At 35.0% G+C, this 14,367-nt stretch carries 15 protein-coding genes and 1 pseudogene; 8 read left to right on the top strand and 8 right to left on the bottom strand.

Going from position 1 to position 14,367, the window contains the following annotated elements:
* Window positions 1–532: ribonuclease HII (locus tag QW060_RS20010; RefSeq protein WP_290365010.1), on the top strand; the 532-nt coding region annotated here is incomplete at its 5' end.
* A gap of 13 nt (window positions 533–545) precedes the next feature.
* Here the strand turns inward: QW060_RS20010 and lipB are convergent.
* Window positions 546–1,242 (bottom strand): annotated as a pseudogene (lipB, locus tag QW060_RS20005) (lipoyl(octanoyl) transferase LipB).
* A gap of 135 nt (window positions 1,243–1,377) precedes the next feature.
* Here lipB and lysS point away from each other — a divergent pair.
* The gene (lysS, locus tag QW060_RS20000; protein WP_290364145.1) at window positions 1,378–3,078 is read left to right on the top strand and encodes a lysine--tRNA ligase; all 1,701 of its coding nucleotides are present in this window, start codon (window positions 1,378–1,380) and stop codon (window positions 3,076–3,078) included.
* Window positions 3,079–3,152: 74 nt separating this feature from the next.
* On the top strand, window positions 3,153–3,515 hold the full coding sequence (locus QW060_RS19995; protein WP_290364146.1) for a hypothetical protein: 363 nt from the start codon (window positions 3,153–3,155) through the stop codon (window positions 3,513–3,515).
* Window positions 3,516–3,560: 45 nt separating this feature from the next.
* Here the strand turns inward: QW060_RS19995 and hemL are convergent, their stop codons facing one another.
* Genes hemL through QW060_RS19975 form a run of 4 tightly spaced genes read right to left on the bottom strand, consistent with a single transcriptional unit; the run spans window position 3,561 to window position 6,835 of the window.
* Window positions 3,561–4,844, bottom strand: coding sequence for a glutamate-1-semialdehyde 2,1-aminomutase (gene hemL / locus QW060_RS19990; protein ID WP_290364147.1), 1,284 nt, complete (start codon window positions 4,842–4,844; stop codon window positions 3,561–3,563).
* On the bottom strand, window positions 4,845–5,735 hold the full coding sequence (locus tag QW060_RS19985) for a glucosaminidase domain-containing protein (RefSeq protein WP_290364148.1): 891 nt from the start codon (window positions 5,733–5,735) through the stop codon (window positions 4,845–4,847).
* A gap of 3 nt (window positions 5,736–5,738) precedes the next feature.
* Complete coding sequence (locus QW060_RS19980) at window positions 5,739–6,620, bottom strand: 1-aminocyclopropane-1-carboxylate deaminase/D-cysteine desulfhydrase (RefSeq protein ID WP_290364149.1); 882 nt, start codon at window positions 6,618–6,620, stop codon at window positions 5,739–5,741.
* On the bottom strand, window positions 6,617–6,835 hold the full coding sequence (locus QW060_RS19975; RefSeq protein ID WP_317623179.1) for a hypothetical protein: 219 nt from the start codon (window positions 6,833–6,835) through the stop codon (window positions 6,617–6,619). Before QW060_RS19975 ends, QW060_RS19980 begins: the two co-directional genes overlap by 4 nt.
* A gap of 196 nt (window positions 6,836–7,031) precedes the next feature.
* On the opposite strand from QW060_RS19975, the gene QW060_RS19970 reads away from it, so the two are divergent.
* From QW060_RS19970 to QW060_RS19955, 4 genes are read left to right on the top strand one after another with little or no spacing between them, the layout of a single operon-like run.
* Window positions 7,032–7,205: a DUF5522 domain-containing protein gene (locus QW060_RS19970; protein ID WP_290364150.1), complete on the top strand. Its 174-nt coding sequence runs from the start codon at window positions 7,032–7,034 to the stop codon at window positions 7,203–7,205.
* A gap of 11 nt (window positions 7,206–7,216) precedes the next feature.
* The gene (locus tag QW060_RS19965; protein ID WP_290364151.1) at window positions 7,217–9,196 is read left to right on the top strand and encodes a urocanate hydratase; all 1,980 of its coding nucleotides are present in this window, start codon (window positions 7,217–7,219) and stop codon (window positions 9,194–9,196) included.
* A 6-nt stretch (window positions 9,197–9,202) separates the two neighbouring features.
* The gene (locus tag QW060_RS19960) at window positions 9,203–9,733 is read left to right on the top strand and encodes a DUF4136 domain-containing protein (protein WP_290364152.1); all 531 of its coding nucleotides are present in this window, start codon (window positions 9,203–9,205) and stop codon (window positions 9,731–9,733) included.
* A gap of 42 nt (window positions 9,734–9,775) precedes the next feature.
* Window positions 9,776–10,324, top strand: coding sequence for a hypothetical protein (locus QW060_RS19955; RefSeq protein WP_290364153.1), 549 nt, complete (start codon window positions 9,776–9,778; stop codon window positions 10,322–10,324).
* A 79-nt stretch (window positions 10,325–10,403) separates the two neighbouring features.
* Here the strand turns inward: QW060_RS19955 and QW060_RS19950 are convergent, their stop codons facing one another.
* Window positions 10,404–11,144, bottom strand: coding sequence for a hypothetical protein (locus QW060_RS19950; protein WP_290364154.1), 741 nt, complete (start codon window positions 11,142–11,144; stop codon window positions 10,404–10,406).
* Window positions 11,145–11,332: 188 nt separating this feature from the next.
* Here QW060_RS19950 and QW060_RS19945 point away from each other — a divergent pair, with 188 nt between their 5' ends.
* Entirely contained in the window at window positions 11,333–13,090 is a 1,758-nt protein-coding gene (locus QW060_RS19945) for an aromatic amino acid hydroxylase (RefSeq protein WP_290364155.1), read from the top strand.
* A gap of 29 nt (window positions 13,091–13,119) precedes the next feature.
* Here the strand turns inward: QW060_RS19945 and QW060_RS19940 are convergent, their stop codons facing one another.
* Together QW060_RS19940 and QW060_RS19935 are read right to left on the bottom strand one after the other, a co-directional pair.
* Window positions 13,120–13,752 carry a DUF4230 domain-containing protein gene (locus QW060_RS19940; protein WP_290364156.1) on the bottom strand — a complete coding sequence of 211 codons (633 nt, stop codon included), beginning with the start codon at window positions 13,750–13,752 and terminating at the stop codon, window positions 13,120–13,122.
* A gap of 1 nt (window position 13,753) precedes the next feature.
* The coding region (locus tag QW060_RS19935; protein WP_290365009.1) for a GSCFA domain-containing protein at window positions 13,754–14,367 on the bottom strand (614 nt) is incomplete at its 5' end.

Raw genomic sequence — 14,367 nt, 5'->3', positions numbered from 1 at the left:
CGCTGGTCCGGTTACTGCAGCAGCCATTATTCTTACCGATAATTTAATCTTGGAAGAAATAAACGACTCAAAACAATTAAGCATTAAAAAACGTTCTTTACTAAAAAAGTACATCGAAAGTAATTCCAGTTTATTTGCTTTCCACCATTTAGACAATAACGAGATAGACGAAATAAATATTCTGAACGCTTCCATAAAGGCCATGCAGCTATCGATCAGCAAACTTCAGACAGAACCTGACTTTATAATTGTAGACGGAAATAAATTCAAACCTTACAAGGAAATACCTCACCAGTGCATCATCAAAGGAGATTCCAAATATCTGAGTATTGCTGCTGCTTCCATAATTGCTAAAACCTACAGAGATGAGTATATGGATCAGATCCACGAAGAATTCCCAATGTATAACTGGAAAAAAAATAAAGGCTACCCCACAAAAGAACATCGGGCAGCCATTTTAGAATACGGTCCGTGCAAATACCATCGAAAAACTTTTAGATTATTACCCGAACAATTAAAACTTGATTTATAATAATATACTATAATTATACAAGAGAAGCTTCAAACAATTGAGAAAAATGTTTTTGATCTTTTCCTTTACTTCCACCTCATTCACCTTATCAACACCTAATTCTACATTCAGAGAAGCTACTGCTTTTCCTCTTATCCCACAAGGGATAATATGATCAAAATAACCAAGATCAGAATTTACATTGAGGGCAAATCCATGCATGGTCACCCAACGGGAAGCCCGTACACCCATGGCACATATTTTTCTGGCAAAGGGGTACCAACATCTAACCAAACTCCTGTTTCCCCTTCACTTCTACCACTTTTAACTCCATATTCTTCCAAAGTAAGAATAACCGACTCCTCAAGCAATCTTAAATATTTATGGATATCTGTAAAGAAATTCTCAAGATCCAGAATAGGATACCCTACAACCTGTCCTGGTCCGTGATAGGTAATATCACCTCCCCGGTTTATTTTATAAAATGAAGCTCCTTTCTCTTTTAACTGTTTTTCATCTATCAGGAGATTAGAGACATCACCACTTTTGCCAAGGGTATACACATGCGGATGTTCTACGAACAATAAATGATTCGGCGTTTCATTAAAAGTATCATGCTTTTTATTTTCCGATTTAATTGAAAGGATTTCCTGAAACAATTGTTCCTGAAAATCCCAGGTTTCCTGATAATCTTTCGAACCCAGGTCTGTAACTTTTATTTTCTTGTTCATCATCAAATACTATTGAACTATAACTACAAATTTACAACATATCAATCTTTCCTACTATTTTTAAACATTTTAGTTTTCATAAATTGACTAACTATCGAATATTTAGTATTTTTGCAACCTAAAAAATAATTTTATATGCAACTTTCAGAACAAGAAATCATCAGAAGAGAAAAATTGAGCAGGTTGAAAGAACTTGGCATCAATCCCTATCCGGCAAATTTGTTTCCAGTAGATCATACTTCAAAGCAAATAAAGGAAACTTTTGAAGAAGGAAAGAAGGTTGTAGTTGCGGGAAGATTGATGTCTGCCCGTATTCAGGGAAAAGCGTCTTTTGCTGAACTACAGGATAGCGAAGGAAGAATACAATTATATATCAACCGTGATGAACTTTGTCCTACAGAAGACAAAACGTTATATAATGAAATTTTCAAGAAGTTAATCGACTTAGGTGATTTTATCGGCATTGAAGGAGAGTTATTTACAACCCAGGTTGGAGAAAAAACCTTACGTGTAAAAAACATAACCCTTTTAAGCAAGGTTTTACGACCATTACCTTTTCCTAAAACAGATGCAGAAGGAAATACTTTTGACGCCTTTACGGATCCTGAATTACGATACCGTATGCGATACGTAGACCTGATCGTAAATCCGTCCAATAAAGATATTTTTATAAAACGCAGTAAATTGTTTACTGCAATGCGGGATTTTTTCAACCAAGCAGGGTATATGGAAGTTGAAACTCCGATTTTACAATCGATACCGGGAGGAGCTGCAGCCAGACCATTCACAACACATCATAATGCACTTGACATACCTCTATATCTGAGAATCGCAAATGAACTGTACCTGAAAAGACTTATCGTTGGTGGTTTTGATGGTGTGTATGAATTTTCTAAAAATTTCCGTAACGAAGGAATGGACAGAACGCACAATCCTGAATTCACTGTAATGGAAATTTATGTTGCTTACAAAGACTATAACTGGATGATGGACTTTACAGAACGTCTGTTAGAACATTGTGCTTTAAAAGTAAACAATACTACAAAAGCCATTTTCGGAAATCACGAGATCAGCTTCAAGGCTCCTTTTAAAAGAGTAACAATGACAGACTCTATTAAGGAATTCACAGGTTTTGACATAACCGGCAAAACGGAAGAAGAAATCAGAGAAGCAGCAAAAAATATGGGTATTGCTGTTGACGACACCATGGGGAAAGGAAAACTTATTGACGAAATCTTTGGCGCAAAATGTGAAGGAAATTACATTCAGCCAACTTTTATTACAGACTACCCCAAAGAAATGTCTCCATTAACAAAACAACATCGTGAAAACCCTGATCTAACAGAACGTTTTGAATTGATGATTTGTGGTAAAGAAGTTGCCAATGCTTATTCAGAATTAAACGACCCTATTGATCAGAGAGAACGCTTTGAAGACCAGTTAAAGCTGTCCGAAAAAGGAGATGATGAAGCAATGTTTATTGATCAGGATTTCTTAAGAGCTTTGGAGTATGGAATGCCTCCAACATCAGGTCTTGGCATTGGTATGGATCGACTCATCATGTTTTTAACCAACACGACATCTATTCAGGAAGTATTATTTTTCCCACAAATGCGTCCTGAAAAAACTGCGCCTTCTTATGAGTTGACTGAAGATGAAAAACTAATCATTTCTTTGTTAGAGAAAAATGAAAATAAATTTGAAATCAACGAATTAAAAATCAAGACATCCTTGAGTGGAAAAAAATGGGACAAAGCAATAAAAGCTTTAGCTTCACATAATCTAACAAAAGTCAGCACAGAAGGTGAATTTAAAATAATTGAATATTTAGCCTAAAATATCTGCTTTATTTTTAATCATCATTTAAAAAAAATATATATATTTGAAAATTAACTCAATCGTCAATTTTTATGAAAAAAATAATAACTGCAGTTTTGTTTCTCTTTTTAGGTTTAAATATGAGTGCACAAGAATTGGTTCCTTTAAAAGATCTCCAATCAAATCCTAATGAAGTAAGAATTTACTCTGATAAAGAAGTAATTTTATTGGATAAACAATTAAAACTTTCAACAGAACAGGCAAAAGAGTTAAAGGAAATTCTTTACAGTAAATATAAAAATCTAAGTCAGGAACTAAACTCCGATCAGATTTTACAAATATCACAAGGAGTAAGGGAAAGAATCAGAATCGTTTTAGGATCTGAAAAATATACTGAGCTTGCTAAAAATGAAGGTTTATTAAACATCATTACAGGAGCAGCCTATTTAAATTAATAAAAAAAAACACTCAATAAAATTGAGTGTTTTTTTTTATTATTACTATGACTGAGTAGCCAACGCAACAGCTTCAATAGTGAAATTTATATCTTCGTAAGTTAAAGCATCTGTCAAAAACCAGGTTTCATAAGATGATGGCGCTATATAAATCCCTCTTTGCAATAGTCCGTGAAAGAAAGATTTAAATTCCGGTGTATCAGCTTTTGCAGCACTATTAAAATCAACCACATTATTCTCACAGAAGAAAACTGAAATCATAGAACCGATCCGGTTAATGACAAATTTTCTATTATTTTTTAATAATACCTCTGTAAGCCCTTTTTCAAGATAAGCACCTTTTTCTTCCAATCTTTCAAAAAGTTTTTCATCTTCATTTATAGCCGTAAGCATCGCCAATCCGGCTGCCATTGCCAAAGGATTTCCAGATAAAGTCCCTGCCTGATATACAGGACCTACAGGCGCTAAATAGTCCATTATCTCAGCTCTTGCAGCAAAAGCTCCAACGGGTAACCCTCCTCCTATTACTTTTCCAAAACATACAATATCCGCTGCAATCCCGAATAATTCCTGAGCACCGCCTTTAGCTAAACGGAAACCTGTCATAACTTCATCAAAAATCAATAAAGCTTTGTTTTCATTACAAACTTTTCGCAAACTTTCCAGAAAACCTTCTATAGGTGGTACACATCCCATATTTCCTGCCACAGGCTCAATAATAACACAGGCAATTTCATCAGGATTTTCAAGAAAAAGATTCTTAACTGATTCAATATTATTATAATCCGCCAATAAGGTATCATGAGCTGTTCCTTTTGTAACACCCGGACTGTTTGGCACTCCAAAAGTACTTAAACCACTGCCAGCCGAAATCAAAAAAGAATCTGAATGACCGTGGTAACAGCCTCTAAATTTTATTATTTTTTCTTTTCCTGTAAAACCTCTTGCAAGCCGAATCGCACTCATACACGCCTCGGTACCGGAATTGACAAAACGTATTTTATCAATATTAGGAACCATAGAAACAGCAAGAGCTGCAATCTCGGTTTCAATTTCTGTGGGCATACCAAAAGAAGTACCTTTTTTTGCTTTTTCAATTACTGCATTTACAACAGGTGGATAAGAATGACCCAATAGCATAGGTCCCCATGAATTGATGTAGTCTATATATTTATTGCCATCCTCGTCAAACAAATAAGCTCCTTTAGCTTCTTTTACATATATGGGAGTACCTCCTACTGATTTAAATGCTCTTACAGGAGAATTTACACCTCCTGGAATAACTTTTTCTGCTTCAATAAACAGCTGACTGCTTCTTTGATATAACATTTATGATTTAACTTTTAAAATTTGTCCGACAGATATCACATTGGAAGATAGTCTGTTCCAGTTTTTCAAATCATCTACACTGATATTAAACTTGCGTGAAATAGCAAATAGTGTATCACCGCTCTCTACTGCATAGAAATTCTGACCGTCTGCCACAGGATTAATCCGTGTAACAGGATGGTATTTTGCTCCCAGTACCTGCTTATCATATTCATACAGATTATATCGCTCAATCAAACCGATAAGTTTATCAGGATATTTTACATCTGTAGCATATCCGGCTTTACGCAAGCCTCTTGCCCAGGAAACATAATCTCCTTTATCCAGTTCGAATAAAAAACTATATCTTGAACGGGATGTTAAGAATAAGGAATGATCCCTATAAGATTCAAACGGATTATCATATTTTCTAAAACACTCATCCGGAGCATCATCTGTATGACTTACAGAAGGTCCTGTCCACACGTTATGACACTTAATACCGAAATGATTATTTGCAAGATTACACAATCTCCCCGAACCAGAACCTGATTCCAAAATACCCTGAGCCAACTTTATACTGGCCGGTATCCCGTAATCACGCATACTCTCCATTGCCGCATCTTTGTAAATATCGATATAATCAAGAATAATGTCTTTAGAAACTCTTACATCGGAAGTAGCGGTCAATTGTTCCGTTTCAACGCTTCTCACAGGAGCAACAACTTTGATCTCCTCTACATATACAGCTTCTTCTATCTTAGGTCTTTCAGATTTTGAAGGTGTATGCGTTTTTTTCTTTTTCTTATTTGCTCCGTACTCTTTATTAATATTATCTCTTACTTTGCTGTTATGTGCAGCACTGCAGGCTACTAAAGAAAAAAGTAAAATTGTATAAACTATATATTTCATAACCTATAAAAGTATGTTTGATTTTAGTCCTTGTAATCCACCTGTGTGAATTACTAAAATTTTTGCTCCTTTTTTTATTCTGTCTTTATCAATTAAATCAAAAATTCCATAAAAAACTTTAGCGGTATATACCGGGTCTAAAGGTATTAAATATTTTAATGTAAATTTATGGATAAAATCTTTTAATTCCGGCGTTATTTTAGCATAACCACCAAAGTGATAATCAGTTACCAAAGACCAATTGTCTTTTTTAGCATACTTTTTGATTTCTGCTTCTAAAAAATCACCTTTTAATACAGGAAAACCCAATATAATTTGTGATTCAGAAGAAGCATTTATAAGACCAGAAATAGTACCTCCGGTTCCAACAGCACAACATATATAATCAAATATAAAATCCTCCTCCGTTAATATTTCTTCACATCCTTTTACAGCAAGATTATTGGTTCCTCCTTCAGGAATCAGATAAAAATCCTTATATTCTTTTTTTAGTTCCTCTATAAAATATTCCTGATCTTTCTGTCTGTATTCAGTTCTGGAAACGAACTTAAAATTCATGCCATTCTCTGCCGCTTTTTTCAAAGTCGGATTTTCTAAAAAAATGTCTTTTAACTCTTCTCCTCTGATCACACCGATAGTAGCAAAGCCATAAGTTTTCCCGGCAGCAGCAACAGCAGCAATATGATTGGAATAAGCACCTCCAAATGTCAAAAGTGTATTATACCCCAATGATTGCGCCTCCATAAGATTATACTTGAGTTTACGAAACTTATTTCCTGAGATCTCTTCATGCAGGCGGTCTTCTCTTTTAACATATACAATAATGTCCTTTTCTTTAAAAAAAACGACTTGTTCGTTAATACTCTTTTGCTGTATTTCAATCATAGAAACTTTATAAATGAAAATATTTTTTTCTTGTTAAGATAGTCAAATTCATTTTCGAAGGTATATGCCTCCTTTTCGAAAGATATAGCACGATAGGCTTTCTTTGCATCAAAAAGCAATATCCAACGAATAAAAAATTCTATAACATACCATAAATAGAAAAACACGAATAGCATTTCTATCTGTTGTCTTATATGAATTTTTTCGTGATTCATAAAAACAGAGTTATGCTCTAAACTTTTATAACGTAAAAGAATAAAAGGAAAAATAGTTATTCCTGCATAACCTTTAGGAACCAGATATTTATTAACAACAACAATCATACTGCAAATTTAAGTATTTATTAAGCTGAATAATTATTAAGTATCTAATTCTAATCCTGCCATAATGTATTTTTATTAAATTTGTTGGATGTACAGTAATTACAACCGCAACAATCTCATTGAAGGAGAAGACTATTACTTCGCAAAAGAAGGTTATAAAATCTTTACTGAAAAATATCTTTTAAAAAGAGGTTATTGCTGCAAAAACGGCTGTAAACACTGTCCTTATGGATTTAATAAAAAAACGGGAAATACAAAGTAAAAAATACTCTGATGACATTTAAAGAAGAAATACAACAAGGGATTCCACAAGAATTGCCAGCTATTCAGGCATACGATATAACTATTAATCATGCTCCGAAAAGAAAAGAAATTCTAAATGAAGAAGAGAAAAAATTAGCCCTGAAAAATGCTCTTCGTTATTTTGATGCTAAACACCATACAACTCTGATTCCAGAATTCAGGGAAGAACTGGAAAAATACGGTCGTATATACATGTACCGTCTTCGTCCAACCTACAAAATGTATGCAAGACCGATTGAAGAATATCCGGGCAAATCTTTGCAAGCGAGATCCATCATGATGATGATTCAGAACAATTTGGACTATGCCGTTGCTCAGCATCCGCATGAGCTTATCACTTATGGAGGAAACGGAGCGGTATTCAGCAACTGGGCACAATACTTACTTACCATGAAATATCTTTCAGAAATGACAGATGAACAAACCTTGGTTATGTATTCCGGACATCCAATGGGATTATTTCCTTCTCATAAAAATGCACCAAGAGTGGTCGTGACCAACGGAATGATGATTCCTAATTACTCCAAACCAGATGATTGGGAAAAATTCAATGCTTTGGGTGTTACGCAATACGGACAAATGACTGCCGGCAGTTATATGTATATTGGTCCTCAGGGAATTGTACATGGCACTACAATCACTGTATTAAATGGGTTTAGAAAAATTAATAAGAATCCCAAAGGAGGCCTTTTTGTTACTTCGGGATTAGGCGGAATGAGTGGAGCACAGCCAAAAGCAGGAACAATTGCCGGATGTATAACGGTTTGTGCAGAAGTAAATCCTAAAATAACAAAAATTCGCCATGAGCAAGGCTGGATTCATGAAGTTATCGAAAACCTGAGTGATCTGGTAGAGCGAGTTAAAACAGCACAAAAAAAGCAAGAAACTATTTCTATTGCTTATCTCGGAAACATTGTGGATGTATGGGAAAAATTTGATGAAGAAAACCTTTATATTGATTTGGGATCAGACCAAACTTCACTTCACAACCCTTGGGCAGGTGGATATTACCCTGTAGGCATTTCTTTTGAAGAAGCCAATGAAATGATGGCAAATAATCCGGAACTCTTCAAAGAAAAAGTTCAGGAAACATTAAGAAGACATGCCTTGGCTATAAATAAACATACCGCTAAAGGAACCTACTTTTTTGATTACGGAAATGCTTTTCTACTGGAAGCATCAAGAGCCGGAGCAGATGTAATGGCTGAAAATGGCATCGATTTCAGGTACCCTTCCTATGTACAGGATATTATGGGACCTATGTGTTTTGATTATGGATTTGGACCTTTCCGCTGGGTTTGTGCATCAGGAAAACCAGAAGATCTTGAAAAAACAGATACCATTGCATGTGCTGTTTTAGAAGAGATGATCAACAATTCTCCAGAAGAGATTCAACAGCAAATGAAAGACAATATCCAATGGATAAAAGGGGCACAGCAAAACAAATTGGTAGTAGGCTCACAGGCACGTATTCTCTACGCTGATGCAGAAGGAAGAACAAAAATAGCACAGGCCTTTAACAATGCTATCCGGGATGGAAAAATTGGCCCGGTAGTATTAGGACGTGATCATCATGATGTATCCGGTACCGATTCTCCTTACAGAGAAACCTCAAATATCTATGATGGATCCCGATTTACAGCCGATATGGCCATTCACAATGTCATAGGAGACAGTTTCAGGGGTGCAACCTGGGTTTCTATTCACAATGGTGGTGGTGTAGGCTGGGGAGAAGTAATCAACGGCGGATTCGGAATGTTGTTAGACGGTACTGAAGAAGCACAAAAACGATTAAAATCAATGTTGTTCTGGGATGTTAATAATGGAATTTCAAGACGCAGCTGGGCAAGAAATGATGGTGCGATTTTTGCAATACAAAGAGCAATGGAAGCAGAACCACTGTTGAAGGTTACCTTACCAAATTTTGTAGATAAAAACCTCTTAAACTAAAATATCATGAAAACAATTCGTCTTATACCCTTATTAGCCTTGCTTATATTGGGATCATGCAGCAGTATTTCTGTTGCTACAGATTATGATAGCACTGTCAACTTTGCTCAGTTTAAAACGTATGCTTTCTTAAAGGAAGGAATTGATGATTTAAAAATATCCGATCTGGATAAAAAACGTATCTTAAATGCTATCGATCAGGAAATGACAGCAAAAGGATATACGAAAAGTGATCATCCGGATTTAGTAATCAACCTCTTTACAGATTCCAAACAAAATGTTCATGTAAACTCCTTTTATGGTGGATGGGGTTACGGTGGCTGGGGATGGAATCCATGGATGTGGGGACCGGGTTATCAAAGTGTATCTACCTGTACCGAAGGAATTCTATATATAGACATTTTAAAAGCTTCAAACAGAGAGCTTATATGGCAAGGTAAAGGTACAGGTTACCTCAACAATAACAGTAAAAAGAGAGAGGAGAGAATTAAAGAATTTACGAAAAAAGTTTTAGCAGATTTCCCTCAGAAAATCTAAAAAATTATTTAATTTGCAATTAATAAAATAAAATTTAATATTATGAAAAGAACAGTTTTGACAATCATTGCTGCAGGTGGATTATTATTTACTTCTTGTAAAAAAGATACCCCTACTGAAAATTTAGACAACAAATTAGATTCAATTGAAAATGCTACAGAAGACACTTTAAACAAAGTAGAAGAGCATGCAGAAGAATCATTGGAAACAATTGAAGCAAGAGTAGCTGAAGCGCAAAAAGCATATGACAATGCAACTACAGAAGAAGCAAAAAAGGCAGCATTAGGTGTATTAAACGCTGCAAAAGCTGATTTAGCAAACATCAAAGGAGAAGCAATCTCAACCGCTGAAGAAGTTAAAAAAGAGGCAACAAGCGCAGCTAATAAAGCAGCTTCTGATGCTAAAAACACTGTAAATAAAGCAGAGAAGAAAGCTACGGAAACTAAAAAGGCTGTTGAAATAAGCACTAAGGAAACAAAAGAAGCTGTCAAAAACGCCACTGAACAAGCTAAAAACGATGTTGATATTAAGAAAGCAAAGGTTGATAAAACACCTGTAAAATTGGAAAACCAAATAAAGAAAAATAATTAAATTTCTTTTTAAAGTAACTAAATTAAAAAAGGAGGTATTCAAATCGAATACCTCCTTTTTTTATAAGGAATTAAACTAATTACTTAGCAAGTTGAACTTTTAAATTTTTGATCTCATTAACTGATTTCAAATTTTTAGGCGCAGCCATTCTATAGTTTACTTTAGATCCTTTAGCAGCAGCATCTAATAATGGTCTAACACTAATTCCTAAAAACTCTCCATTAAATTGGTGAGAAATTAAAGCTGATTCTCCAACACCAAAAACTGATGCATTATTTGTAGTCATTTCAGATTCAGTATAAACAAATGAATTAAATGTTATACCCGCTGCATTAACACCAGTCAAATCTAATGGTTCTAAATCTAACTCAGCATAAATTCCTAAAGGAGTAATATCTTCCACTTCATTTGGAAATAAGATTGTAAAACCTTCACCTGATTGCTCTACTGGCATAGTGAAAGTAAACTGATAATAATGAGGTGCAGTTGCAACATCTTCTGTATTATATGCTACTCCAATCCAATAAGAAACATATTCCGGAGCATCTACAGTTCCCGCATTTACAACTAAAGGTGATCCAGCATCATTTCCGTGTAACAAGAAATATTGATTATCCAATTGATATTCAGAACCATCATATGTAAATTTACCAGAAGCTCCTGGAGTTGGAGTATCAGTTGATGGATTATCAGTTGTTGGTGTGTCTGTTGTTGGTGTATCAGTTGTTGGTTTTACCGGAGAACTATCATCACCACCACAAGAAACCGTTCCTACTGCAACTAAAGCTAAAGCTGCAAAAGATAAAAAAATTTTTTTCATAATAGATTTATATTATTTTATTGTTAAATATGAACGCTAATTTACAACTAAATTTGAAACATCCAAATTTTTAAAAACATTTTTAGTCAATTTAACTTTCAATAACTATAAATAAAAGGTTAAAAATTTACTCATTTCAAAGGTTTTGGCTATTTTTGAATTAAGATTAAAAAATCAATATTATTTTCATGGACACTCATTTTGAAAGCAATCCTTTACTGGAAAAATTACCCAATCATCTCAGACAATTCATCAAAGCACAAGACTATGATGAATATACCCCTATCAATCAGGCGGTATGGAGATATGTGATGCGTAAAAATGTAGATTATCTTTCGCGTGTAGCTCATGAATCTTATTTGGAAGGTCTTAAAAAAACCGGAATATCAGTAGAAAATATTCCAAGCATGTACGGTATGAACCGTATTTTAAAAGAGATTGGCTGGGCAGCTGTTGCGGTGGATGGTTTTATACCTCCGAATGCTTTTATGGAATTTCAGGCATATAATGTACTGGTTATCGCTTCAGATATTCGACAGCTTGAAAATATTGAATATACTCCCGCTCCGGATATTATCCATGAAGGTGCCGGACATGCTCCAATCATCGCCAACCCGGAATATGCAGAATATTTAAGACGCTTTGGCGAAATAGGTTCAAAAGCCATTTCATCTGCAAAGGATTATGAAATGTATGAAGCCATCCGTTTGTTATCTATTTTAAAAGAGGCTGAAGACGCAGACCCGAATGAGATTGACCGTGTAGAAAAATTGGTAGATGACCTTCAAAACAATATGGGAGCGCTATCTGAAATGGCTCAGATACGCAATCTGCATTGGTGGACTGTTGAATACGGACTTATTGGCTCACTTGATAACCCAAAAATTTATGGCGCCGGACTTCTTTCTTCTATCGGAGAAAGTGAATGGTGTATGACAGATCAGGTTAAAAAATTACCTTACAGTATTGAAGCTGTAGACCAGAGTTTTGATATCACTAAACCACAACCGCAATTATATGTAACACCAGACTTTGCACACCTCAATCTTGTATTAGAAGAATTTGCTAATAAAATGGCGCTGCGTACAGGAGGATTAACGGGAATAAAAAAGGTTATTGAATCAAAAGCTCTTGCTACAATAGAGTTGAGTACAGGACTACAGATTTCTGGTGTATTTACCAATGTGATAGAAAATGAAGGAAAACCTGTATATGTTCAGACTACCGGAAAAACGGCTCTTTCATACAGAGAAAAAGAGTTAGTGGGCCACAGTACCGAATATCATGCAGAGGGCTTCGGAAGCCCGATTGGAAGATTGAGAGGCATCAATCTCGCAATTGAAGATATGAGTCCGAGAGATTTAAAAGCCTACAATATTTATGAAGGTGAAGTGGTGACTTTAGACTTTGAAGGTGGCATTACTGTAATGGGAGAAATCATAACAGGTTCCAGAAATCTACAAGGAGAAATTATCCTTATCAGCTTTAAAAACTGTACTGTAACACACGGTGATACCGTTTTATTTCAGCCGGAATGGGGTATTTATGATATGGCCGTTGGCAAAAAAGTGGTCTCCGCTTTTTCAGGACCTGCTGATGTACAGAGTTTTGATATGATTACTCATGTTCCCACTTCAAAAACCATAAAGGCAAAGAAGAATGAAGAAAGAGCTAATTTAGAAAAAATGTATCAACAGGTAAGAGATTATCGTGAAGGAAAAGAGACCTCTACCGATCTTAATGAAATATTAAATACTTTACAGGAACGTTATCCATCTGACTGGTTGCTTACCGTAGAGCTTACAGAAATAGCTGAAAGAGATCAGCTTTCTGATCTTAAAAACAGAGCCATCAACCATCTCGAGGATGTAAAACACAGAAGAACTGAAATAAAACATTTAATTGATTTTGGATTGGATCTGATATTAGACAAAGTAAAGCATTAAAAAAGCAGCCACAGGCTGCTTTTTTATATTTATAACTGCAAAGGTTGCTCAAAGTCGGTTTGTTGTTTGATATCCATGTCCTGATATTGAAGTGTCCACCCCAACGAATTAGTCACTACTAAAAACTTAGATAATTCGCTTATCAAACGATTTTTGGCATTTGTTGTGATATTCGATTTCAAAACTTTTGTATAAAACTCTGCTTTTACTTTTTCGTTGATTTTATTATAATCCTCCCCTTTAAAAGTATTAAACCTGCTCTGCTCTACATCATATATTTTAATATCCGGATTAATCTTTATTTCTTCTTTCGGAATTGAAATAATCCTTACTACTTTATTCACTTCATCTATCTGATAGTCCAGCTTTGACAAATCATACATTACCTGTACATCAGCATTGACAACGACCACCGCTTTTTTGTCAAATGAAATAAGATTCATAAAATAAGACTGCTGATCTTTGTAAGTAAATACCTGTGATAATTTCGCTTCATTTACCACCAGCTTGCTCACATTTTTTAGCTGCTCCTGTATAATTTCTGTGTCGGGTTTTAAATCAATGGCTTCTTTTGATTTTGAGATGTACCAGCGGTCTAATCCTATACCTACCAAAAGCAATAGAATGATAAAAACCGTTGTTTTTAAAAATTTATTTTTCATCTTATCTAAAATTCATAAATGGATACTTTTCTAATAACTCGTCCAATTTTTGAGCCAAAGTTTCTAAAAACTGCTGGTGTTTTTCCGAATATGGATTAAAGGGACGGTGCGCAAGGCCTTTCTGAACCTCATTAACCTTTTTCATAAGTACAGCACTTTCAGAACTCACACAGCTTTCAATAAACGCATTCCAGATATACTCAACTGACAGTTCGTTTGGATGCAGCATATCAGCACTATAAAACCGATAATCTCTCAATTCATCCATCATCAGTTCATAAGACGGGAAGTAGTATTTTTTGTCTGATGGATTTTCTTCTAAAAATTGATGAAGAGCAGCAATAAGATGCGCTTTACTTCTTTGATTTTCTACAAATCCGTCTTTTATATGGCGTACTGGTGAAATGGTAAATAGTACCGTTATTTGTGGATTGATTTGTTGTAATACAGCAGAAATCTTGTTGAGATTTTCAACTATCTGCTCAACACTTACTATTTCTTTTGCAAAGTGTTTTTGTGGTACTTTATGACAATTTGCTACAACTTGTTGACTTTCGTTATTTCGGTATACCCAGGCGGTTCCTAATGTTAAAATAAGGATATAGAGAGCGTACA

Source organism: Paenimyroides ceti, assembly GCF_030409925.1.
The sequence above is the reverse complement of the archived record's forward strand: the minus strand, read 5'-3'. Positions and strand labels throughout refer to the sequence as shown.